This window comes from Brevibacillus brevis (assembly GCF_001039275.2).
GTDB lineage: Bacteria > Bacillota > Bacilli > Brevibacillales > Brevibacillaceae > Brevibacillus > Brevibacillus brevis_C.
Map to the genome: position 1 here is coordinate 632,504 of NZ_CP030117.1, position 23,902 is coordinate 656,405.

Sequence of the window (23,902 nt, forward strand, 5' to 3'; positions counted from 1 at the left end):
TTATTTGTGCTTGATACCAAGTTGTTTGCGGGTTAAGAGTTTGGTACATCTTGCTGAGAGAAAGACTGTTGCCAATTGCTCCGACTGAAATTGGATTTCGAAAGTCGATTCATGTTGTGGTTATCGGCAACATCACGGGTAAATTATACGAAATTTTAAAGTGTTCAAAGTTTCAACAAAAGTAATTTGACGAACTATATTTGGTGAAATAAACTAAAATATGTAAAAATGAAAAAGGTGATCTTATTATGAATAAATACATTAAGTGTTACCTAGTTGTATTATTAAGTTTTTCTCTACTAATGTTAGCAGCTTGTGAACCAAGCAATACGAATGCACAAGTTACCAATAAGATTGATGTGCAAACGTTCAACTCAAAATTCTCACTTTTAAAAGAGAATTTTAAACCGGAGGGTTATGTTGAGGTAACTGAGGATTGGAATATTAGAAATATTGTACCAGCTATTAATGATGAGCCTAAAGAGTCACTGGATCAATTTCATGATAATAATAAAACTTTAGTTTATAAAAATGAAAAAAATGGTGTAGTAATAATGCTTGGTGTGGCACCAGGTCCTGAGGGAGATTTTCAATGGACTAATTCAGTTAGTTATTCCCCGAATTTTTACAACTCCAAGGACGAAAATAATGGTATTACTAAGGCGTATAGTGATAAATTTCCTAATACTTTTGTAAATGTATATAATTTTTCGGGAAATGGGCTGTCCGTAAGCATGGTTGCTATGACGTTAACATCACAGGATGTAGATGTTCAAAAATTATACTCAGAATTCTTAATGATGTTGCTGAATTATTTAAATAAGAAATCTTAATTTGGTTTTATAGCCTAGTAGGTTATGAAATATATGGACTTTGGCGGACTGATTATGGCATTTAAGAGAAAAGCGTTATCTACCTTTATTTTAGGATTTTCTCTCCTATCATCTAGTATTTTACCAACTACTCAAAGAGTATATTACAGTTACGGATGGTACTGAATTAAGTGCAAAATATACATCGAGTACAAAAGAAACTGTTCAGAGTACTCATGATTGGGCAGTTGGTGTAGAGTTTCCCATAAAATTAGTAAAGGTCGATTTGGGGTACAAGTTTGTTTCATCACAAACACATGAAGTCGTAAAAGGACAAGAAATTCATGCTACCTTTAAAAAGCCAGGTTCGTATGTTATCAGACAGTGGGCTGTTGCTGAGGTATACAATATATATACGGATTGGCGTGCTAAAGTTTATCCAGGAGAAGATACAGTGGTAAAACAAAGGCGTATTGGAAGGATTAAAGTGCCGACACCATTTACACACACAGAAGTGAAAGAATCAAAATAGGAGTTATTTAATGTGCGGAATTTACAAAATAAAAAGTGATCTCCCTATTTACTAAGGAGATCATCTTTGGGAAAACTGAGTATTTCTCATTCTGAGAATGACTCAGTTAGATCGTTGACTACCACCTCAACAATAAACGTTATATTACTGATTTATTGTTAGTTAGTAAAGTCACCCCGTTAGATCGTATGTAAGAAATGGGGTTCGTAGTGAATCTTATTCAAAAAAGGGCAGGGAGCCTCGTCCCTGCCCTTTTCGCTATTATGGCACTTTTTAAATCAAATTCTCCGGGTTCAAGCCTTCCAGCTCTGGCAACACAAAGCGCCCGTCTTTTCTGATCAGCACATCGTCAAACCAGATTTCGCCGCCGCCGTATTCAGGGCGTTGGATTTGGACCAAGTCCCAGTGAATGGAGGAGCGGTTGCCGTTGTCTGCTACTGTGTAAGCATTCCCTGGCGTGAAGTGGAAGCTGCCCGCGATTTTTTCGTCAAACAGGATATCCAGCATTGGGTGGAGGATGTGCGGGTTGAAGCCGATCGCGAATTCTCCGATATAGCGTGCGCCCTCGTCCGTGTCGAGGATATCGTTCAATGCTTTGGTATTGGAGCTGGTCGCTTCCACGATCTTGCCTTCTTTGAAAGTGAACTGAACATCATTGAAGGTAATGCCATTGTAGATCGATGCCGCGTTGTAGAAAATCGTTCCTTCAACGGAATCGCGTACAGGAGCGGTGTATACTTCGCCATCCGGGATATTGCGTTTGCCGTCGCACTTGATGGCATTGATTCCTTTAATGGAGAAGCGCAGGTCCGTTTTTGGACCGACGATGCGTACACGATCAGTGCGCTCCATCAGCTCTTTCAACGGAGTCATGGCAGCGGACATTTTGGCGTAGTCCAGATTGCAGACGGAGAAGTAGAAATCCTCAAAGCCCTCGAGACTCATTTTGGACAGTTGCGCCATCGACTTGTTCGGGTAGCGCAGTACAACCCAGCGTTTGTTCGGAACGCGCTCGTTCGTATGTACAGGTTGATACAGGACGCGAGCGTAAATGCCCATTTTGTCTTCCGGTACGTCGGCATACTCGTTGATGTTGTCGTAGGCGCGGATAGCGATGTAAGCGTCCATGTCCTTCATCCGGTCATATTCGTATTTTGCCATCAGGGACATGTGTTCTTCGCTCGTGCCTTGATAGAGTGCACGCATGATTTCCTGGTCTTTCAAGGTGACCAAAGGCAGAGCCCCAACTGCAAATGATTCACGCACAAGTGCACGAACGAGTTCAGGTTGCAGGCCTGTATTTTCGATCAGAACTTTTTCGCCTTTTTGCAAATGGAGTGAGTAACGGACGAGACGGCTTGCCAGTTCATTAATGCGTGGATCTGCCATAGGTGGTAACCTCCGTAGTAAAATAATTTTGATTAATGATTAATTTGTATTATTACACAACTGAACGAGGGCTCGCCAGTGTGTTTGATGCTTGGATTACAGGCAAGCCTCGTAAATCGCGATCACATCAGATTCATTCAATTTTCGTGAGCTAGGCAGATACCCGATTCCGCGTCCGCCGATGCGAACCGCTTCTTCCGCCATTTGCGCCAGCGATTGTTTGGTCACGCCGAAGTCAGACAGACATTCTGTGATTCCCATGCGCTCATACCAACGGCGAACGGCTTCAATCGTTGCTCGTGCTGCTTCGCCCTCGTCCTCCACGGTAACGCCAAAGCAATGACGTCCCATACGGGCTAGTCTCTCGGGCCGGTCTTGCAAAATCACCTGTTCGAAATAAGGAAGGGACAGGATCGCCAGTCCACGACCATGAGCCATATCGTAGATCCCGCTCAGCGGATGTTCAATTCCGTGCAACGGCATACCAGCACCGCGACCGCCAGCAGCGAAGGGACTGATGCCCAGCGTGCTCGCCCACAAAAGGGTGGATCGTGCTTCTGCATGGTCTGGTTGCTGGATCGCTGTGATGGAGTGCTCGACGACGAGACGAATGAGTGTTTCGGAAATCCCGTCCTGAACGTGGGTACCTTCCGCGCTGATCAAATGGTTTTCAAACAGATGGGAAAAGATATCGGCGCAAGATTCCGCAGTGACGCGAGCCGGAACGGTAAAGGTGATAGACGGGTCAAGAATGGCAATCTTCGGGTAAAGAGCGGGACCGTTGATCGAAGATTTTTCATGCGTGTCCCAATGAGTCAGGACGCTGATATGGTTGGCTTCCGAACCTGTAGCGGCTACTGTCGGGACGGTCATGATCGGCAGTGCTTCCTGAACGGGTACCAGCAGTTGACCAGAGCCACTCGGATTTCCCCGCATGTAATCATAGATCGGGCGTCCAGAAACGGCTGCTGCTGCAATCGCTTTGGAGGCATCCATTACGGAGCCGCCACCGATAGCCAGAATGAAGTCACACTGATGCTCACGAGCAAGAGCAGCTCCGGCATCAACCGTTGCCGTACGCGGATTCGGTTCGATTTTGTCAAAAACAAGATACGCCACTTGAGCTTCCTGCAACAGAGCCTTGGCGCGGTCTAAAAGTCCTGTACGTTTGGCCGCATTGCCGCCTGTGACGAGCAATGCTTTTTGGCCCATCGATTTTGCTTCTTGGCCCAAACGCTCCAGTTCGCCTATGCCAAAGTAAATCTTAGTAGGAAAAGACACTTCAAATGGAAACATCTGAAATTCCTTCTTTCACGTATTGGTTGTACCACTGACAATTTTATCATAAACAAAAGAAAAGAGCCTGCCCGAGGGGAAGGCTCTGCTCGTTCATGCAACGCGAAAGCGATCACTGATTTCTTGCAACCGCTCAGATAAGGATAGAAGCTCTGTAGCCAGTTGACGTGATTTTTCAATGGAAGTGAGCTGTTCGCGCGAGGCGACCAGCATTTCTTCTGTGCTGCTTTTGGTCTCTTGGGAAATGGCAACAAACGCATCCAATGCCATGTCTACCGTGTGCAAGCCTTCGGTTATGTCGGATAACCCCTCGTTGGCTATATGCAGCTCTCCCGTTGTCTGATCGACAGCTTGTCGAAGCTCAAGAAAAGCAGAGGCGGCATCTGAGAGCTTTTGCAGGCTTTGCTGAAGCTGTTCGGATGCTTGAGAGGTTTCGGAGGAAATCGCATAGGTTTGTTCCTGAACAGCGTCCATCAGCCGCGTGATTTCTAAAGTGGCGTTTTCCGACTCATTGGCAAGCTTGGCTACCTCGCTGGCCACGACTGCAAATCCACGCCCGTATTCTCCAGCGCGGGCCGCTTCAATACTCGCGTTTAAAGCGAGAAGCTTGGTTTGCTTCGCCACGTTTTGGATCAGATGAACAACATCTCCAATGGATTCTGATTGTCGACGCAGTTCAGTCATGCGGGTGTCGACCTGTGCGTACGTGTGGGAGAAGCGGTTGATCATCGTGTTCAAATCATCGATACGATCTTGTCCATTATGGGTGACTGTCTGCATCTTTTTACCGGCTTCAATCACAGAGAAAATACGCGCGAACAGTCCGTCCATCGATTGCTTGATGTGCTGAAAGGAGGCGCTGGCACCATCTGTTGCGGCAGCCGTTTGCTCGACGCCTTGGTTGACTGTATCGAGACGCAACGACAGCATCGACGAACGATCGCCTGCTTCATCGGCTGTTTGCCTGATGGCGATGCCGCCTTTGTTCAGTTCTTCAATCATGAGTTGGATCTCGGCAATAATCTCACACATTTGTTCGATCATGTGATTGAAGCTGTTAGAAATCCCGCGAATCTCTGGACCCTCGTTTTGCAGAAGGGAACGATGGGTGAGGTCGCCTGAGCTGACCTGTTGCATGGCCATAATCAACGTCTGAAAAGGCGCGGTTATCCCCTTTACAACCAGCAAGCAAAGCAACAAAGAAAAGACCAGACTAGCGAGAATGGTCACCACGATAATTTTGGTTATCTCGTGGAGAGGACCTAGATAGGACTCCTGTAAAACGTCTATGACGTATATGTAGTTCTCCTCAGGAGAATGCGTAAAGGCCAGTGTATGTATGTGACCATCGACAGGGACATGAATCACGCCGAATCGCTCCGCTTCCATCCGTATCGCGATATCTTGCGGGATCTCAATAGCGCCCTTTGTCACTTTTTCAATGGGATGAAAGGCTCCATGTTTGACCAGATATTGCTGAAGTATCAAGCCTTCCTGAGAAAGATTGCTTTCTTGCTGTTGCAATTCGTATTGAAGGCGCTTTTGGTAGGCTTGATCGTCGCTAGCGAAAGTAAACTTCAAAAGCGATATTTTTTCGGTAGTCTTGTCCGTTTCTGAGTCAAGGCGGGACTCCATTTGCGAAATCATCGCCTTTTTTGCCTGGGTGTAAAAGGTCCAGCCAATCATGCCAGAAGAAATGAGCAGGATGCATAGCAGTGGGATCGTCAGCTTGGTACGGAGCCGCACTTGCCTGTGTAAGCGAGATAAGGGAGTGAGTAAATGGCGAAAGATAGCGTGCATCTCCAGTTGCCTCCTGATAAGTGGATGGTCGAAAAGTCCCGAGACTAAGGACTATTGTAATCAGGAGATGTAAAGCCAGTATGGAGAACATGTAAACGAATGTTAACATATATAGTTCGGAAAACATGCAGTAAATCCCGAACGTTTGTCGAAGTCTATTCCAGCATTTTTCGTTGATAAATGCGTATGATTGTGTTTTAATGTAGTTGAAACGTTCGTGAATTAACCGAAACTCAACCTTTTTGACTGGGAAGGTGACTCCTACGGTGGAAAAACAGGAACAACTCTACGAAGGTAAGGCGAAACGTATTTATCGGACATCTTTGCCTGATCAGTACTGGGTAGAGTACAAAGACGACGCAACAGCATTCAATGGAGAGAAACGGGCGCAAATCACCGGAAAAGGTGAGCTGAACAACCGCATTACGGCAATCTTTTTCACCATGCTGAAGGAGCGGGGCATCGACAACCATTTTGTCCGTCTGCTGTCCGCCACAGAGCAAGTTGTTCGCAAAGTGGAGATTATCCCTTTGGAGGTAGTCGTTCGCAATATCGCAGCAGGCTCATTGGCCAAGCGTCTTGGCATGGAAGAAGGGACAGTGCTCCCGCAGCCCGTTGTCGAGTTTTACTACAAGGATGACGCACTGGGAGATCCATTGGTGAATGCCTCCCATATCAAAGTGTTGGGGATTGCGAGCGAGAGTGACCAAGCGACATTGGAGCGCATGGGTCTTGCTGTAAACGAGGTCCTCGTGCCTTACCTGCGCGAGCGCAACATTACCTTGGTCGATTTCAAACTGGAATTCGGAAAAACAGCGGATGGGGAGATTCTCCTCGCCGATGAAATATCCCCGGATACATGCCGTTTCTGGGACTCGGTAACAAATGAAAAGCTCGACAAAGACCGCTTCCGCCGCGATTTGGGCAATGTGGAGGAAGCTTACAAAGAAATGCTTACGAGACTAGGAGGAGACGTACATGTTTAAAGCTGTTGTTTATGTAACATTGCGCGAGAGTGTTTTGGACCCGCAAGGACACGCTGTAAAAGGTGCTCTGCACACTTTGGGTTTTGATGAAGTAAACAATGCGCGCATCGGGAAGTACATGGAACTGGAATTGAACACTTCTGACCGTGCGCAAGCAGAAGAACGTGTACGTGAAATGTGCGAAAAGCTGCTGGCCAATACGGTGGTAGAAGACTATCGCTTTGATATCGTGGAGGGCTAAGGATATGCGAGTAGCCGTTATCGTCTTTCCAGGCTCGAATGCCGACATTGATTTGTTTAACGCAGTTGAAGACGTAATGGGAGTGCCTGTGGATTACGTATGGCATTCCGATACCGATCTTTCCAAATATGATGCGATTCTTTTGCCAGGCGGATTCTCTTATGGAGATTATCTTCGCTGTGGTGCGGTCGCTCGTTTTTCACCCGTCATGGAGCAAGTGGTGAAGGCAGCAGAAGAAGGCAAGCTGATCATGGGAATCTGCAACGGCTTCCAGATCCTAACAGAAGTCGGGCTGTTGCCAGGAGCACTCTTGCGCAACCGTTCACTGAAATTCCGTTGCAAGCTGTCCGAATTGCGTGTAGAAAACAACAACACCTCCTTTACCCGTGATTTCGCGGCAGGGGAAATCATCCAAATTCCGATCGCGCATGGCGAAGGAAACTACTACTGTGATGAAGAAACGCTGGCGAAGCTTAAAGCGAACAATCAGATTGTTTTCCGCTATCATGGCGAGAATCCGAATGGTTCACTGGAAGACATCGCGGGCATTTGCAACGAACGTGGAAACGTACTTGGCATGATGCCTCACCCGGAGCGTGCCGTCCACTCTTGGATGACTTCCGATGACGGACGCCGCATGTTTACCTCGATCCTGAAGACTTGGAGGGAGCAGAACAGTGTCACAACTCACGCATAAAGAACCGACAGCCGAACAAATTGCCGATCAAAAACTATATAAAGAAATCGGTCTGACTGACGAAGAATATCAGCGTGTCGTAGAAATTCTCGGCCGCAAGCCGAACTGGACGGAGACAGGTCTGTACAGCGTCATGTGGTCGGAGCACTGCTCCTACAAAAACTCCAAGCCTGTCCTGCGTCGTTTCCCGACAAAAGGACCTCGCGTTTTGCAAGGACCTGGGGAAGGTGCGGGTATTGTCGACATCGGTGACAATCAGGCGGTTGTTTTCAAAATCGAAAGCCATAACCACCCATCTGCGATCGAGCCGTATCAAGGGGCTGCAACTGGTGTGGGCGGTATCATCCGTGACGTATTCTCGATGGGCGCGCGTCCGATTGCGCTGCTCAACTCGCTTCGATTCGGGGAGCTCAAGTCTCCTCGCGTCAAATATTTGTTTGAAAATGTAGTAGCTGGTATCGCAGGCTACGGGAACTGCATCGGGATTCCGACTGTAGGTGGTGAAGTGAATTTCGACCCTACGTATGAAGGGAATCCGCTTGTCAACGCGATGTGTGTCGGCTTGATCGACCACGAGAAGATTCAAAAAGGGGTAGCGTCCGGTATCGGCAACCCTGTTATCTACGTTGGTGCAAGCACGGGGCGTGACGGTATTCACGGGGCGACCTTCGCATCCGAAGAGCTCACGGAAGAGTCGGAGAAAAAACGCCCGGCAGTACAAGTCGGTGATCCATTCATGGAAAAGCTCTTGCTGGAAGCGTGCCTGGAGCTGATCGACACGGGTATCGTCGTCGGGATTCAGGACATGGGAGCGGCTGGCTTGACGAGCTCCAGCTCCGAGATGGCATCCAAGGCAGGGAACGGAATCGAGATGAATCTGGACCTGGTGCCACAGCGCGAAGCTGGCATGTCTGCATACGAAATGATGCTGTCTGAGTCTCAGGAGCGCATGCTCGTCGTCGTGGAAAAAGGTAAAGAGGCAGAAGCGATTGCGATTTTTGACAAATGGGGTCTGGCGTCCGCTGTCGTGGGCAAAGTAACCGAAGACAGCAAGCTGCGTTTGTTGCACCAAGGTGAGGTAGTAGCAGAAGTACCAGTAGACAGCTTGGCAGACGACGCACCTGTGTACCATCGTCCATCTGCGGTGCCTGCTTACTACGAAGCAAACGCGAATGTAGATGTGTTAGCAGCCATTGAAGAGCCGAAAGATCTGAATGTTACGCTGAAAAGCTTGCTGGCTCAGCCAACGGTGGCGAATAAAGCGTGGGTATATGAGCAATACGATCACATCGTGCGTGCAAACACAGCAGTAAAGCCTGGTTCTGACGCTGCTGTTGTCATGGTGCGCGGTACTCGCAAGGCCCTTGCCATGAGTACGGATTGCAATGGTCGCTATGTATACCTCGATCCGAAAGTGGGCGGTGCCATTGCGGTTGCAGAATCTGCGCGCAACGTCGTCTGCTCCGGTGCAGAGCCGCTGGCGATTACGGACTGCTTGAACTTCGGAAGCCCGGAAAAGCCTGAGGTGTTCTGGCAATTTGAAAAATCGTGCGAGGGCATGAGCGAAGCGTGCGTAGCACTCGATGCTCCGGTCATCGGCGGAAACGTATCTTTTTACAATGAACGCAGCGGTGACGCGATCTATCCAACCCCAACAGTGGGAATGGTCGGTTTGATCACTGATGTTGACCATATTACGACCCAAGAATTCAAAAATGAAGGCGACGCGATCATCCTGTTGGGCGAAACCTTCGCTGAACTGGGTGGCAGTGAGTATCAAAAGATGGCTACGGGCAGCATTTCCGGACGTCCTCCACAAATCGATCTGACTAAAGAAGCGGCTGTGCAAAAGCTGGTTCTCACAGCGATTCGCCAAGGTCTGGTGAACTCCGCACACGATCTGTCCGAAGGTGGTCTGGGTGTCGCATTGGCTGAATCTTGCTTTGGCAAAGGCTTCGGTGCGCAGGTGGCTCTTGCGTCTGAGCTGCGTGCTGACGTGCTCTTGTTCAGTGAATCTCAATCTCGCATCTTGCTCAGTGCTTCTGGGGAGCAAGCGGCGGCGATTCTCGCATTGGCAGGTGAACATGGCGTACCTGCTGAAAACATCGGTACGGTCGGCGGCGATCGTCTGGTAGTGAACGTGAATGGTACAGAAGCGATTAACGCTTCGACTCAAGAGGTGAAAGCAGCCTGGAAGGATGCGATTCCATGTTTGATCGGCTAATCTGGGACAAATTGAACGAAGAATGCGGCGTCTTTGGCATCTACAACCACAAAGAAGCATCCCAATTGACCTATCTGGGTCTGCATGCCCTTCAGCATCGCGGTCAGGAGAGCGCAGGTATCTGCGCCTCCGACGGTGAGAAATGGTATAAGCACCGCGGAATGGGTCTCGTGTCAGAGGCTTTTGGCAAGGGCGATCTGGAGAAGTTCAGCGGTCATATCGCGATTGGTCATACCCGTTATACGACTGCTGGTTCGAGCAAGATTGAAAATGCCCAACCGTTGTTCTTCCGTTACGCACAAGGCAGCATGGCTGTTGCCCACAACGGGAATCTCGTGAATGCCGCCGTGCTTAGAAAAGAGCTGGAAGCAAAAGGCTCCATTTTCCAGACGACGAGTGACACAGAAGTGATCGCACATCTAATCGCCCGCTCTGAGTGCAAGGATTTGCCTGGAGCGGTAAAGGATGCCCTGCAATATATCAAGGGAGCATATGCACTTCTCGTCATGAACGAAAACCAACTCGTGATCGCCCTTGATCCGAATGGTTTACGTCCGCTGTCATTGGGACGACTCGGAGATGCGATCACTGTCGCGTCTGAAACCTGTGCATTCGATATTATCGGCGCGCAATATTGGCGTGACGTGCAACCAGGTGAGCTGATTGTCATCGACAAGGATGGCATTACGGAAAGCAAGTTTACTGAAACAACACAGCGTTCGATTTGTACGTTTGAATACATTTATTTTGCTCGACCAGACAGTGACATCGACGGAATCAACGTCCACATGGCGCGCAAACGTCTGGGCAAGCAACTGGCATTGGAATCCGCGATTGATGCTGATGTCGTCACAGGTGTACCGGATTCGAGTATCTCTGCTGCTATCGGATTTGCGGAAGCGACGGGAATTCCGTACGAAATCGGCTTGATCAAAAACCGCTATGTCGGACGTACCTTCATTCAGCCGAGTCAGGAGCTGCGTGAGCGTGCTGTCTATCTCAAGCTGTCTGCGGTTCGCAAGGTAGTGGAAGGCAAGCGCGTTGTCATGATTGACGACTCCATTGTTCGCGGTACGACGAGTAATCGGATCGTCCGCATGCTGCGTGAGGCTGGCGCAAAAGAAGTGCATGTGCGCATCAGCTCTCCGCCTGTTATGAATTCTTGTTTTTACGGCATCGACACCTCGTCGCGTGAGGAACTGATTGCGGCGACCAAATCCGTAGAGGAAATTCGTCAAATCATTGAGGCTGATTCGCTCTCATTCTTGTCTGTTGAAGGAATGATCGATGCGATTGGCCGCACGGATTCGGCTCCCAATAGAGGACACTGCCTCGCATGCTTTAACGGAGAATATCCGACAGAGATTGAGTTCGAAGAAGCGCTACCTGCGCTCAAATGCTAACCGTGCTACTTATGAACAACCGCTAATACAAGCACCTCTTGCTAGGGGGAGAAACGATGAGTGAAGCATATAAACAAGCCGGCGTAGACATCGATGCGGGCAACGAAGCCGTCGAACGCATGAAAAAGCACGTCAAACGAACATTCCGCCCGGAAGTTATGACGGATTTGGGCGGGTTCGGAGCGCTGTTTCGCCTGGATACCAAAAAATACGAGAAACCGATTCTCGTTTCCGGTACAGATGGGGTAGGAACCAAGCTGAAGCTCGCTTTTGCCATGGACAAACACGATACAATCGGCATCGATGCTGTCGCGATGTGCGTCAATGACGTAGTGGTTCAAGGGGCAGAGCCGCTCTTTTTCCTCGATTATCTGGCAGTAGACAAGGTCATTCCGGAAAAAATCGAAGCGATTGTCAAAGGGATCGCAGAAGGCTGCTCCCAGTCCGGCTGCTCGCTGATTGGCGGGGAGACTGCCGAGATGCCTGGCATGTACGCGGAAGGCGAATACGACATCGCAGGCTTTACCGTAGGTGTCGTGGACGAGAGCAAAATGATTACGGGGGCTTCTGTGGCGGCTGGTGATGTACTGATCGGGCTGGCTTCCAGCGGCGTGCACAGCAACGGCTTCTCGCTCGTTCGCAAGGTTCTTTTGGCAGACAAAGGTATGTCCCTGCATGATCATGTTGATGGATTGGGCAAAAAGCTCGGCGAAGAGCTACTGACACCGACCCGTATTTACGTGAAGCAAGTGCTATCCGTTCTTGAGTCACATGAGGTGAAAGCTCTGGCGCACATCACAGGCGGCGGCTTTACTGAAAACATTCCGCGCGTGCTTCCAGAAGGAATGCAGGCTGTAATCAACGTTGGTTCCTGGCCTGTACTGCCGATCTTCGAGCTGGTACAAGAGGCGGGTAACATCTCTTACCCGGATATGTACAAAACGTTCAACATGGGTATTGGCATGATGCTCGTCGTGAAGCCGGAAGACGCAGTGAGTGTGATGGAAAAGCTGCAAGAGCTGGGAGAACAGGCGTATTTGATCGGACATATTCAAGCGGGAGAGCGCAAAGTCGTATACAACGGGGTGGAATGGTGAGAAAGCTGGCCATTTTCGCCTCAGGCAGCGGTTCCAACTTTGAAGCGATCGTGCAGGCTGTACAGGACGGTAGGCTCACAGGCGTAGAAGTTGCCTTGCTCGTTTGCGACAAGCCTGGCGCCAAGGTATTGGAACGGGCAGAGCGTTTAGGGATCGACGCCTTTGTTTTTCAACCGAAGGAGTATGCAGACAAGGCTGCTTTTGAGCAGGAAATAGTGGCGCAGCTCCAAAAACGCGATATATCGCTGGTTGTGCTGGCAGGCTACATGCGTTTGGTGGGCGACACTCTTTTGTCTGACTACGAAGGAAAAATCATCAATCTGCATCCGTCGCTTTTGCCTGCTTTCCCAGGAAAAGACGCGATTGGTCAGGCACTCGCTTACGGGGTAAAGATAACGGGGGTAACGGTACATCTGGTTGATGCCGGTTTGGATACAGGGCCGATCATTGCCCAGATTCCCGTAGCGGTGCAAGATGCAGATACGGCTGAGACTTTGGCAGTTCGCATTCATGCCGTGGAGCATGAGCTTTTGGTGAAGGTCATTGGCTATTTAGCAGAAGAGAGAGTGAAGCTGGAAGGAAGGCTTGTCCAGCTGACGTAAATCGAGAGATCCAAAAGAAACCGACATCCTTTTCTGATGTCGGTTTTTTGGTCATTCATTTAGAAATACTTCTTTCTCCAAAACAGGAGGGCTGTTACGGACGTAATGGCGGTGGACATGATCATAATGATCGTGAATGCGTGCGGATGATCCTGAAAAGGAAGCGGGACGTTCATCCCGTAAAAGGTGCCGATCACCATAGGTAAGGTGATGACAATCGTGATGGCGGTCAACAGCTTCAATACGCGATTCAGATTGTTGGAGATGACGGAGCCAAAGCCATTCATGATGTTCCCTAAAATGGCAGTATAGATTTCCGTCATTTTGATGGCCTGCTTGGTTTCGATTTTTACTTCTTCCAGCAGTTCCTTATCTTCTTCGTACATTTTCAAATAACTGCCGCTCCGAAGCAGGGAGATCAACAGACTGTTCGTTTCCAGGGAAGTCGAAAAATAAACGAGGCCCTTCTGCAATTCAAGCAAGGTAAGCAGTTCATTGTTTTTCGTCGATTGTCGCAACGATTTTTCCAGCGTTTCTGTCTGCTTGTTGATTTTTTTCAAGTAATGCAAATAATCATGCGACGTATTCGATAAAATTTGCAGGACGAACCGGTTTCGCATATGCGTGTGAAAGCTTTTCACTTTCCCTTGGACGAACTCATTCATGACAGCCGTTTCTACCAGGCAAACGGTTAAGATATAATCTTCCATCACCATGATTCCCAGCGGAACCGTCGTATAGTTGTCCTTCGTCCCTTCCTTCGTGGAGATCGGGATGTCCACGTAGAGCATCACGCGGTTACCTTCTTTGTCGATCCGACCTATTTCTTCGTCATCAAGGGCATCCTGCAAGAAATGAAGGTCAATCGACAACTCCCTGACAACTTGTTGCTTTTCTTGCTCAGAAGGATCGGTCAAATGAATCCAGCAGCCTTTTTCAATTTGATGCAGTTCTTCTATTTTTCCCATGGCATTCGTTTTGTAAATGTTCAACATGGTTTTCTCATCCTTTCACAAATCAGGATCGGAGGGATACGACCATGTTGCGCAAGCATGTCTACATATAGATACTTACTACACTCGTCCCATAAAAAGGGACAATGTCAAATAAGGTATGGGGAACATGCCGCAGCGCCACAAGGCCGGAAAATTCTCCGTACACAATCTTGATTGCAGTTATTTATTCCGCAACTTGGACTACTGTCCATAAAAACGTTCCCCCCTTTCGAAAATAAAAACCCTCTAGCGGGAATCTAGAGGGCCCCCTACCAGAGCTTTGGCACTATACAACGTAAAGGAAACATTCCTTAGCCACCTTAAGAAAAGCCTTAGTTCGGCAGTTCCTGTTCTACCCATTGGCATCTTTCGATATTTCCGGGCAGTGGCTTATGTTTGTATAGGAGCCTCACCTAACGAGGATGAATGATTGACTTTGCCAATCACGTTTTCTCGTCCTACCACTATGTTATTCATGTCCTTTCAGACGGTGTCGGCTTCTAACTATGACCGGCTCCCCCTATTTTACTGCTATTCTTCCTCCGCGAATCATGACAAACCAAATCAACTCTGGTGACATACAGTAACAGAGAAGGATATTCCCACAAAGGGAGGGGCCGACTTGAGCGGAGATTTTGTTTCGAACTTGCTTGATAAGCTAAGCCAAAAAACAGGGCGGCAATGGACGCTTAACGATATTATGAAGCTAGCGGAAAAAATGCCGAAGGGTGGAGCCAACGTAGATGCGCTGCTCGATGAGCTGGGCAACATGGGATTCGAAGTTCCAGAGGAGACGAAGGAGCGCGTCAGGGATCGTGTAAAGGACGGCCAATCCATCTCCATGGAAGAGCTAGGGAACTTAATGCCCAAAGAAGTAAAGGCGAAAAGCCGCAAGTCGAAGAAGCCGATCAAGCCAATCAGGGCGACTGCCAAAAGCAAATCAGTCTCACTGTCAGACCGCATCAAAAAGCTGTCAGGCAAAGGCAAGAAAAAACGATAACTTCATAAAACAAATGCAGGTGTGTGCAGTCGCAAGTGCCGAACAGGCATGGGCGGCTGCGTTTGTTTTCCTGACGAAGTTATTGATAATAGCGTACAATTATTTTATAATATATAAGTATTGTTCGTGTTTTGGTCAATAGTTACTCATGTTTTCACTAAAATTCAGGAGGTTCTATCCGTGAGTGTGAAAAAAGCGTTGATCAGCGTTTCTGACAAGACAGGATTGATTCCGTTTGCCCGTCGATTGGTAGCCGCCGGGGTACAGATCATTTCTACCGGGGGTACGGCTTCTCTCTTAAAAGCAGAGGGAGTTCCCGTCATTGGCATTTCTGAAGTGACTGGATTTCCAGAAATTTTGGACGGTCGCGTCAAAACGTTGCATCCCAATATCCACAGCGGCCTCTTGGCTGTAAGGGACAGTGAAGCACATGTGCAGCAACTAAAAGACCTTGGGATTGAAACCATTGATCTGGTTGTCGTGAACCTTTATCCTTTCAAGGAAACGATAGCAAAGCCAGACGTGACATATGAAGATGCCATTGAGAATATTGATATTGGTGGACCAACGATGCTGCGTTCTGCTGCGAAAAATCACGCGTTCGTCAGTGTAGTGGTCGATGCAGCCGATTATGAAAAAGTAGCAGAAGAAATGGAAGCAAATGGCGATACTACGCTTGAAACCCGTCGCAAGCTGGCTGCAAAAGTTTTCCGTCATACAGCTGCCTATGATGCCTTGATCTCTCGCTATTTGAGTGAGCAGGTAGGCGAACTGTTGCCTGAGAGCTACACGGTGACTTACGAGAAAGCACAGGATTTACGCTATGGGGAAAATCCGCATCAACGTGCGGCATTTTACCGTGAGCCGTTGTCCGATCAGTTGAGCATCGGGAATGCAAGCCAACTACAAGGAAAAGAGCTTTCCTATAACAACATCAATGACGCAGATGCAGCGTTGGCGATTGTACGCGAATTCGCTGAACCTGCTGTCGTTGCGATCAAGCACTCCAACCCGTGTGGAGTAGGGATCGGCACTGATATTCGCGCCGCTTACCAAAAAGCGTACGAAGCAGACCCTGTCTCTATTTTCGGTGGGATCGTGGCAGCAAATCGCCCGATTGACCATGACACCGCACTCGCGATGAAAGAGATTTTCTTGGAAATTATCATTGCACCGGACTTTACCGAAGAGGCATTGGCTGTTCTGGCGGAGAAAAAGAACCTGCGTCTTTTGCGTATTCCTGCGCTGAATGAACCAGCCAAAAAAGTGGACAATCTGTTCCGCGTGGCTCCTGTAGCAGGAGGGGCACTCATTCAAGACTTCGACTACAAGCAACTCGAAGAAAGCGAGATTCAGGTGGTCACAGACCGCAAGCCTTCGGAAGAGGAACTGGCACAGTTGAAATTCGCCTGGAAGGTCGTTAAGCACGTCAAATCAAATGCGATTCTCTTGGCAAAAGACAATATGACCATCGGTGTGGGCGCAGGCCAGATGAACCGCGTTGGGGCAGCGAAAATTGCCATCGAGCAAGCAGGTACGTTGGCAAGTGGCGCGGTTATGGCCTCAGATGCGTTTTTCCCGATGGGAGATACCGTGGAAGCGGCAGCCAAAGCAGGGATTACCGCTATCATCCAGCCAGGCGGCTCCATTCGCGACCAAGAATCGATTGATGCTTGCAACCGAGCGGGCATTGCGATGATCTTTACCGGCACTCGTCATTTCAAGCACTAAAAGAGGCTATTCGGGAGTAACGTTCGCTTTTTTAAACACGTACTAAAGGGTGGATCACCTCTCACACAGGAGGAAATACGATGAAAATATTAGTGATCGGCGGCGGCGGTCGAGAACACACGATTGCCTGGAAGCTGTTGCAGAGCTCTAAAGTGACAAAGGTATACTGTGCGCCAGGAAATGGGGGCACCGCCCAAATCGCACAAAATGTGCCGATTGGCGTCCATGATTTTGCCGCACTGGTTCAATTTGTCAAGGATGAAGGAATTGATCTGACTGTCGTTGGCCCGGAAGATCCTTTGCTGGCGGGGATTGTGGACTTTTTCCAGGAGCGCAATCTGCCGATCTACGGCCCGAACGAAAAAGCGGCAATGATCGAGGGCAGCAAGTCTTTTGCGAAAAGTTTAATGAAACGCTACGAGATTCCGACGTCTGCCTATGAATCGTTCCTGGATTACGAATCGGCGAGTGCGTACGTGAGAGAACAGGGAGCTCCTATCGTTGTCAAAGCGGACGGATTGGCAGCGGGGAAAGGTGTCGTTGTCGCAGAGACGGTGGAGGAAGCAGAAGAGGCACTCCGTCAGATCATGCAGGAAAGCGTCTTTGGTGAAGCGGGAGCGCGTGTGGTCATTGAGGAGTGCATGTTCGGCGAAGAGCTGTCGCTGCTGTCTTTCGTCGATGGAGAAACGGTTAAGCCGATGATTACTTCCCAGGATCATAAGCGAATTTTCAATGATGACCGCGGTCCCAATACAGGCGGCATGGGAACATACGCCCCGGTACCGCAAATGTCTGCTGAGCTGGTGGACGAGATCGTCAAAACGATTGTCCAGCCGATGGCGTCAGGAATGGCCAAGGATGGCATTCCGTTCAAAGGCATTCTCTACACAGGACTGATGATTACGGAGCAAGGCCCGAAAGTCGTGGAGTTCAATGCGCGTTTTGGCGATCCAGAGACACAGGTGCTCTTGCCGTTGCTCGAAACAGATTTGCTCGATATTTTTGTCGGAACGGTCAATGGGGAGCTCGATGCAGTCGATGTGACATGGCAAAAAGGAAGTGCTGTCTGTGTCGTCATGGCAGCACCGGGTTATCCGGGCGAATATCCAAAGGGTGCGTTGATTCAAGGGCTGGGTCAGGCAAACGAGGGAGCTACGGTGTTTCACGCAGGTACGAAGGAAACCGAGGAAGGCATCGTGACGAGCGGTGGCCGTGTGCTTGGCGTCGTGGCAACAGGATCGGATTTGGCGCAAGCGCGTGAGACAGCCTATGCGAAGGTCCAAGGAATCTCGTTTGACGGGGCGCAGTATCGCACGGATATTGCGGCACGTGCGATGAAGCATCAGCAAAAGGGATAAAAAAGAACAAGCTGTTCCTTCGGTAGAAATTTCTACGTGGGGAACAGCTTTTTTACATGTGCGGGAAGGTGTGTCTACACCAAAAATAGCATTATACAAATAAAACTATTTCTTACAAACGGAGTAGTTTTATTTGTATAATGCCAATAATAGTAAAAAATTAGGGGGGTAAGGGTATTTATGGGGAGTGTAGGTTACCCTGGTCTTATCTTTATGGTGGTTTTGGTAATTGTTGCTGCAGTAATCGTATATAGCTTAACAGCACCGCAGAAAAGAAAGAGGCGCTAAAAGGCGCCTAATTCTACGGGGACCAATCTTTATCGTGACGGTGATGAATGAACGTATAGCAGGAGAACAAGAGCAGACCAAAATGCTCGTTGTCCAACATGCAATGTGCTCCGTCATAACGCAAGAACAAAGTCTTAAGCTTCTATTACACACCAACGTTTTCACTTGCGATGGCCGCTTTTTTCGCTTTGGCCGCAGCCAGCTGCGAAAGGAAATAAACGATAAGGAACAGTAGCAAGCAAGCTGCCGACCAGCGGTACATGACAGAGTAGCTCGAATGTGTCGCAATGACGCCGAGGAGCATAGAGCCGACCGCGATACCCAGATCGATGGAATTAAAGAACAGTCCATTCGCCATGCCTCGTTGCTCAGGTGTGACGACCTTCACCATCCACGCCTGGATAGATGGCTGAATCATGCCATATCCAAGCCCGTAGAAGGCAGCAGAGACGAGAAGCAAGGACTCTGTCGTTGTCAGGGAGAGGAGCAAAAGGCTGACCCCGACGAAAATCGCACCGGGAGGCAGGACGGCAATGTGCCCTTTGCGATCATACAGCTTGCCGGAAAACGGACGAATCAACACCATCGCCAGTGCATTCGTAAGGAAAAACCAGCCGACATTCTCAATGTGGGCTTCTTTTCCGTACAAGGCCAAAAAGCTGAGAATCCCTCCATACGTAATAGACAAACAAAAATTTAGTCCAGCTGGAAGCAGCAGCTTTTTATCATAAAAACGGCGAATGCCTGTGACTGTTTGTGCGTTCCCGGACGACACAGGAAGCTGATTGTAGGCGCGAATAAAATGCATCAACGGAAAAATAATGGCAACTAGCAACACGAGAACCATGAGCATCGATCCGAATCCAAACCCATTTAATACTCCAAGTCCAATCAACGGGCCGAGTGCCATTGCCAAGCTGGTCGATAAGCCGAAATACCCCATGCCTTCGCCGATCCGTTTGGCAGGAATCACATTGGAGACAATCGTCGGAAAGGTCGTGCTACCCATCCCAAAGCCGATGCCGACCAGGATTCGCAACAGAAGAAAGAAAACAATGCTTCCCGCCCAGTAATAGCCTGCGCTAAAAATCGCGACGAATCCAAGTGCGACGATCGCCAAGAGCTTACTGCTTTTTGTTTTCAACGCTTCCCCGGTAAACACCCTTGCGATCACTGCTGCAAGTGAAAACAAGCTAATGACCAGGCTGACTACAAAATCATTGGCCTGATACGCTTCCTTCACATAGGCAGGAAAGGTAGGGGTCTGCATTTGAACAGTGAGAAACAACAACAAATTGCATACAGTTAACAGGACAAAATCTCTCGTCCACAGTCTCTCTCTACTCTCTCCCAATGCTGTCACTCCTAGTCTGTCGTTTTTCTATTGATGTTCTCGTTAATCTCCAGCAAGATTTCTCGTAAGAAGGCCAGCTTTTCAGGAGAGATCCCTTCCAAAATGTCTGCAACGGCATGAGCTTCTACAGGGATTGCCTGCTCAATCCATTCCCGTCCTTTCGGAGAAAGGGTAATGATGTAGGCGCGGCGGTCTTGTTCGCTCAATGTCTTTTCGATAAAGCCTTTTTTGGCAAGTGTGTCTAGAATGCGTGTCATGGAAGGCTGATCCTTGGCCGAGCGCTGGGCCAGCTCTTTTTGATTGATACCCTCTTCTTCTCGTAGCCGATAAAGGACGGCAAACTGCTCCGTGGTCAAATCAAACTCCTTTAAAAAAAGGGAAACATAATGAATCATTCTCCGGTATGTATTTCCAATGAGAAATCCAACCGGTTCTTTTTGCCAATGATCGATCAGGGGAATAACCCTCTTTCGTCCAAAATACTTGCAATGACAATTATATGTATAACAAGTAATTATGTAAATGGAAAACGCTGTAACTCTTTGAAATAATCAATGGTAAATTCCCGAAAGCGCTGTGCTGCTTGGGATAAATAATGCTTTCGTGACCACGCAATGCCTCTGGTAATCTGACATTCTGGATCTGTAATCCTGATTTTATTTGGTATGAGATGCGATCTCATTTTCCAACTCATAGCAGGGACGAAGCACACCCCGATTCCTTGTCTGATCAAGGATACGATGGCATCAGGCTCGTCTACCTCAAAAATTACTTTCGGGGAAAAGCCTGCCTGCAAACAATGTTCATCCATGAAGTTACGAAGCCAAAATCCTTGGCGTACACTCAAAAAGTGTTCATTCTTCAGTATTTTCAACGGAACGGATTCTTGGCCCACCAAATGGTGATTTTCTGGGACCACGACATAAATTTCCTCGGTAATGAGTTGTTGCCATTCTAAATCAGGACTGTCGATTACTCCTGAGGTGATACCAATATCAATCTCGCCATTTTCAAGCATCTTCTTGACAACAGGTGTTGGCTCGAACACTTGGCGAAACTGGACGTCCGGATATAGACGCAAAAACTTTCCCAATAAATCAGGGATGACACCAGTAATAGAAACAGCCAGAGTAATGCTTCCTTTACTTAGCCCGGCCATATCCCGCACGATGCTTTCACCTTGTTCCAGCACATGAAAGATTTGCTCTACATGCTCCGCATATACCTTTCCGAATTGATTTAAACGAATTTTGCGACCGTGGCGGTCAAACAACGGTACACCCACGCGTTCTTCCAAGCGTGCAATCATTATGCTCAAAGAAGGCTGACTGATATTCAGTACCTCAGCGGCCTTTGTCATGTGTTCCAACCGGGCTACAGTCAAGAAATATTTCATCTGAAGCAGGTCCATTGTCTATTTCCCTTTCTATATAGACGTTTATCTATCATTTAGATAATTATAATATATTATTCATTATGAAAATAACTTCCTATAATGAAGGCGAACGAATACTCAGTCGATGGGAGTTGTATAAAGAATGAGAGCTGCTGTCCTTGAAGCTTTTAATCAACCTTTAGTTGTAAAACATGTCGCAGACCCTGAATTGACCCCAGACGGTGTTATCTTGAAATTGGTGGCGTCCGGTGTATGCCGTAGCGACTTGCACGCGATTCACGGAAAGATGTCTATGGTTCAAAACTTCCCGCATATTCTCGGACATGAAATGAGCGGTGTTGTGGAACAAGTCGGAAGCAACATCCGTAATTTCAAAAAAGGCGACCGCGTTATCGTACCTTTCACCCAAGGCGATGGTGTATGCCCGCATTGCTTGTCCGGTCACAATAACGTTTGCGATAACAGCCAATTGGTCGGCATGCATTTTAACGGAGGATATGCAGAATATATCCACATTCCAAACGCGGACCTGAACCTTCTTCACCTGCCTGAGAACGTTGATTTCCTGAGTGCGGCTGCCATGGGTTGCCGATTCATGACGGCTTTCCATGGTACAGTTGCCCAAGGAAACGTTCGTCCAGGGGAATGGGTTGCTGTTTATGGCACCGGAGGCGTGGGGCTATCTGCTATCCAAATTGCAGCAGCAGCAGGCGCGAACGTCATCGCGGTCGACATTGCCGACGATAAGCTCGCATTCGCCAAAGAAATGGGAGCGGTTGCAACCGTTAATAGCAAAGAAGAAAATGCGCCTCAAGCTATTAAGGAAATAACGAAGGGCGGCGCTCATCTTTCCATCGATGCCCTGGGTATTCAGGAAACATGCCTCAATTCGATCATGAGCCTGCGCAAACGTGGACGTCATGTACAAATCGGTTTGAGCTCCAATCCAAACGGCGGTATGACACCGATTCCGGTTAATCTCGTGCTCGGACACGAATTGCAACTGATTGGTTCTGCTGGCATGCCGATCCCGGAGTTTCCGGCAATGCTTAATATGGTCAGCCAAGGCAAGGTCGCACCAGGGAAATTGATCACAAAACAAATCGCTTTGGATGACATCAATGCTGCATTCGATGAAATGGTTTCTTATGGCGGCGTAGGGGTAACTGTCATTACAAAATTTTAAGGGGGTCACCGAGAGATGGCAGATAAATTCTCCATGCAATATATCAACGGGGTTTGGCGCGAAGGCTCAAGTGATTATGTGTATGAAAATGTAAACCCTTACAATGGTGACGTGGTAGCCCGCATGAAGCTGGCGAATCGAAACGACATTGATGAAGCATACCAAGCAGCGAAGCAAGCGCAGAAAAAATGGGCACAGGCTTCGGCTGACGAGAAGAAGCAAGTGCTGCGACGTGCAGCTCAGCTCATGCAGGAAAGAAAAGACGAATACATTGGAATCATGATAAAGGAGACAGGAAGCTCGTTCGTCAAAGCGATGGCCGAATTCATGGTTTCAGTTGGGATGATCGTGGCTTCTATTGAGTATGTGGATCGCATGTATGAGCCACAAATTTTCCCAGGTACTGTCCCTGGCAAAGAGAATCATGTCTACCGTCACCCAATCGGTGTGATCGGTGTCATTACACCTTTCAATTTCCCGCTTATGTCTGCGATGCGCGTAATCGCTCCGGCGATTGCTGTGGGTGACGCTCTCGTTCTCAAGCCGGATTCTGGCACATACATGTCGGGTGGCCCGTTTATTGCTGATATTTTTGAGCAAGCAGGCCTTCCAAAAGGTGTTCTGAATGTCGTCGGCTATGATATCGCAGAGGTAGGAGATTACTTGATCGAACACCCGGTTCCACGGATCATTTCCTTTACGGGATCTACAAATGTCGGTCGTCATATCGGCGCATTGTGCGGCCAGCATCTGAAGCGTGTTTCTCTTGAACTCGGCGGTAACAATCCGTTCGTTGTACTGGAAGATGCTGATCTGGATGCTGCGATTGATGCAGCCGTATTCGGAAAATTTTTCAATGTTGGACAAGTATGTGTGTGCACAAATCGCATGTTCGTTCATCGCAAGCATTACGACGAGTTTGTCCGCCGTTTCGCGGAACGAGCAGAGCAACTGCCATACGGCGACCCAATCGATCCAAAAGTAATTATCGGTCCACTGATCAACGAACGCCAAATGCAGAAGGTAATCGGTATTGCGGAGGATGCAAAGCAGGATGGCGCACGAGTTGTGCTGGAAGGTAAGCGTATCGGCAATATTTTGACTCCGTATGTTTTTGCAGATGTGAAGCAGGAGTCGCGACTGGCGCAAACCGAAATTTTCGGACCCATTGCAACCATTATTCCATTCGAGTCAGATGAAGAAGTGCTGGAGTGGGCCAATAACACAGAGTATGGCTTGTCTGGCGCAGTGTTTACGCAGGATTTGGAGAAAGGCATTGCATTTGCACGTGCTGTCGAAAGTGGCATGACACATGTCAATGACGCTACTGCTAACTTGGATATGAACGCTCCGTTTGGTGGAGAGAAAAGCTCCGGCATTGGCCGCTACGGCGGTGAAATCGGCTTGGAAGAATTCACGACAGTAAAATGGGTGTCCGTCCAGACAGAACCGCGCAAATTCCCTTTCTAATATGATTTGTGAAAAGCCCGTTACATTTTCATCGAATGTAACGGG

At 48.4% G+C, this 23,902-nt stretch carries 20 protein-coding genes and 1 riboswitch; of the genes, 13 read left to right on the top strand and 7 right to left on the bottom strand.

Annotated features, from left to right (window positions below; all coding sequences use genetic code 11):
• Window positions 1–248: 248 nt before the first annotated feature.
• On the top strand, window positions 249–833 hold the full coding sequence (locus AB432_RS03540; RefSeq protein WP_048031061.1) for a hypothetical protein: 585 nt from the start codon (window positions 249–251) through the stop codon (window positions 831–833).
• Between the two features lie 784 nt (window positions 834–1,617).
• On the opposite strand, the gene AB432_RS03550 is transcribed toward AB432_RS03540, so the two are convergent.
• The 3 genes from AB432_RS03550 to AB432_RS03560 all read right to left on the bottom strand — a co-directional run bounded on the left by AB432_RS03550 (window position 1,618) and on the right by AB432_RS03560 (window position 5,829).
• The gene (locus AB432_RS03550) at window positions 1,618–2,733 is read right to left on the bottom strand and encodes an aminopeptidase (RefSeq protein ID WP_048031063.1); all 1,116 of its coding nucleotides are present in this window, start codon (window positions 2,731–2,733) and stop codon (window positions 1,618–1,620) included.
• 96 nt (window positions 2,734–2,829) lie between these two features.
• The gene (locus AB432_RS03555) at window positions 2,830–4,029 is read right to left on the bottom strand and encodes an iron-containing alcohol dehydrogenase (RefSeq protein ID WP_048031064.1); all 1,200 of its coding nucleotides are present in this window, start codon (window positions 4,027–4,029) and stop codon (window positions 2,830–2,832) included.
• A 93-nt stretch (window positions 4,030–4,122) separates the two neighbouring features.
• Entirely contained in the window at window positions 4,123–5,829 is a 1,707-nt protein-coding gene (locus tag AB432_RS03560) for a methyl-accepting chemotaxis protein (protein WP_048031065.1), read from the bottom strand.
• 266 nt (window positions 5,830–6,095) lie between these two features.
• Here AB432_RS03560 and purC point away from each other — a divergent pair, with 266 nt between their 5' ends.
• Genes purC through purN form a run of 7 tightly spaced genes read left to right on the top strand, consistent with a single transcriptional unit; the run spans window position 6,096 to window position 13,079 of the window.
• Window positions 6,096–6,815: a phosphoribosylaminoimidazolesuccinocarboxamide synthase gene (gene purC / locus AB432_RS03565; protein ID WP_012684340.1), complete on the top strand. Its 720-nt coding sequence runs from the start codon at window positions 6,096–6,098 to the stop codon at window positions 6,813–6,815.
• Window positions 6,808–7,056: a phosphoribosylformylglycinamidine synthase subunit PurS gene (gene purS, locus AB432_RS03570; RefSeq protein WP_007717324.1), complete on the top strand. Its 249-nt coding sequence runs from the start codon at window positions 6,808–6,810 to the stop codon at window positions 7,054–7,056. The genes purC and purS overlap by 8 nt, the downstream gene beginning before the upstream one ends.
• A 4-nt stretch (window positions 7,057–7,060) precedes the next feature.
• Window positions 7,061–7,753, top strand: coding sequence for a phosphoribosylformylglycinamidine synthase subunit PurQ (purQ, locus tag AB432_RS03575; protein ID WP_048031066.1), 693 nt, complete (start codon window positions 7,061–7,063; stop codon window positions 7,751–7,753).
• Window positions 7,734–9,977, top strand: coding sequence for a phosphoribosylformylglycinamidine synthase subunit PurL (gene purL / locus AB432_RS03580; protein ID WP_048031067.1), 2,244 nt, complete (start codon window positions 7,734–7,736; stop codon window positions 9,975–9,977). Before purQ ends, purL begins: the two co-directional genes overlap by 20 nt.
• Entirely contained in the window at window positions 9,962–11,380 is a 1,419-nt protein-coding gene (gene purF / locus AB432_RS03585; RefSeq protein WP_048031068.1) for an amidophosphoribosyltransferase, read from the top strand. Before purL ends, purF begins: the two co-directional genes overlap by 16 nt.
• Window positions 11,381–11,436: 56 nt before the next feature.
• On the top strand, window positions 11,437–12,477 hold the full coding sequence (gene purM, locus AB432_RS03590) for a phosphoribosylformylglycinamidine cyclo-ligase (RefSeq protein ID WP_048031069.1): 1,041 nt from the start codon (window positions 11,437–11,439) through the stop codon (window positions 12,475–12,477).
• The gene (purN, locus tag AB432_RS03595) at window positions 12,471–13,079 is read left to right on the top strand and encodes a phosphoribosylglycinamide formyltransferase (protein ID WP_048031070.1); all 609 of its coding nucleotides are present in this window, start codon (window positions 12,471–12,473) and stop codon (window positions 13,077–13,079) included. The genes purM and purN overlap by 7 nt, the downstream gene beginning before the upstream one ends.
• 59 nt (window positions 13,080–13,138) lie before the next feature.
• On the opposite strand, the gene AB432_RS03600 is transcribed toward purN, so the two are convergent.
• On the bottom strand, window positions 13,139–14,074 hold the full coding sequence (locus AB432_RS03600; RefSeq protein WP_048031071.1) for a magnesium transporter CorA family protein: 936 nt from the start codon (window positions 14,072–14,074) through the stop codon (window positions 13,139–13,141).
• Window positions 14,075–14,334: 260 nt separating this feature from the next.
• Window positions 14,335–14,502: riboswitch (M-box (ykoK) riboswitch) on the bottom strand.
• A 194-nt stretch (window positions 14,503–14,696) separates the two neighbouring features.
• Here AB432_RS03600 and AB432_RS03605 point away from each other — a divergent pair.
• The 3 genes from AB432_RS03605 to purD all read left to right on the top strand — a co-directional run bounded on the left by AB432_RS03605 (window position 14,697) and on the right by purD (window position 18,163).
• Window positions 14,697–15,074 (top strand): hypothetical protein, encoded by a 378-nt coding sequence (locus AB432_RS03605; RefSeq protein ID WP_048031072.1) that lies wholly within the window; start codon window positions 14,697–14,699, stop codon window positions 15,072–15,074.
• Between the two features lie 180 nt (window positions 15,075–15,254).
• Window positions 15,255–16,805 carry a bifunctional phosphoribosylaminoimidazolecarboxamide formyltransferase/IMP cyclohydrolase gene (purH, locus tag AB432_RS03610; RefSeq protein WP_048031073.1) on the top strand — a complete coding sequence of 517 codons (1,551 nt, stop codon included), beginning with the start codon at window positions 15,255–15,257 and terminating at the stop codon, window positions 16,803–16,805.
• An 80-nt stretch (window positions 16,806–16,885) separates the two neighbouring features.
• Window positions 16,886–18,163: a phosphoribosylamine--glycine ligase gene (gene purD, locus AB432_RS03615; RefSeq protein WP_048031074.1), complete on the top strand. Its 1,278-nt coding sequence runs from the start codon at window positions 16,886–16,888 to the stop codon at window positions 18,161–18,163.
• A gap of 433 nt (window positions 18,164–18,596) precedes the next feature.
• Here the strand turns inward: purD and AB432_RS03620 are convergent, their stop codons facing one another.
• The 3 genes from AB432_RS03620 to AB432_RS03630 form a co-directional block, all read right to left on the bottom strand.
• A complete protein-coding gene (locus AB432_RS03620; protein WP_048031075.1) occupies window positions 18,597–19,805 on the bottom strand; it encodes an MFS transporter in 1,209 nt (402 codons plus the stop codon).
• Window positions 19,806–19,816: 11 nt separating this feature from the next.
• Complete coding sequence (locus AB432_RS03625) at window positions 19,817–20,200, bottom strand: MarR family winged helix-turn-helix transcriptional regulator (RefSeq protein WP_017249722.1); 384 nt, start codon at window positions 20,198–20,200, stop codon at window positions 19,817–19,819.
• A 119-nt stretch (window positions 20,201–20,319) separates the two neighbouring features.
• Window positions 20,320–21,216: a LysR family transcriptional regulator gene (locus AB432_RS03630; protein WP_048031076.1), complete on the bottom strand. Its 897-nt coding sequence runs from the start codon at window positions 21,214–21,216 to the stop codon at window positions 20,320–20,322.
• Between the two features lie 127 nt (window positions 21,217–21,343).
• Here AB432_RS03630 and AB432_RS03635 point away from each other — a divergent pair, with 127 nt between their 5' ends.
• A complete protein-coding gene (locus AB432_RS03635) occupies window positions 21,344–22,387 on the top strand; it encodes a zinc-binding dehydrogenase (protein WP_048031077.1) in 1,044 nt (347 codons plus the stop codon).
• A 15-nt stretch (window positions 22,388–22,402) separates the two neighbouring features.
• Entirely contained in the window at window positions 22,403–23,857 is a 1,455-nt protein-coding gene (locus AB432_RS03640) for an aldehyde dehydrogenase family protein (protein ID WP_048031078.1), read from the top strand.
• The last annotated feature ends 45 nt before the right edge of the window (window positions 23,858–23,902 follow it).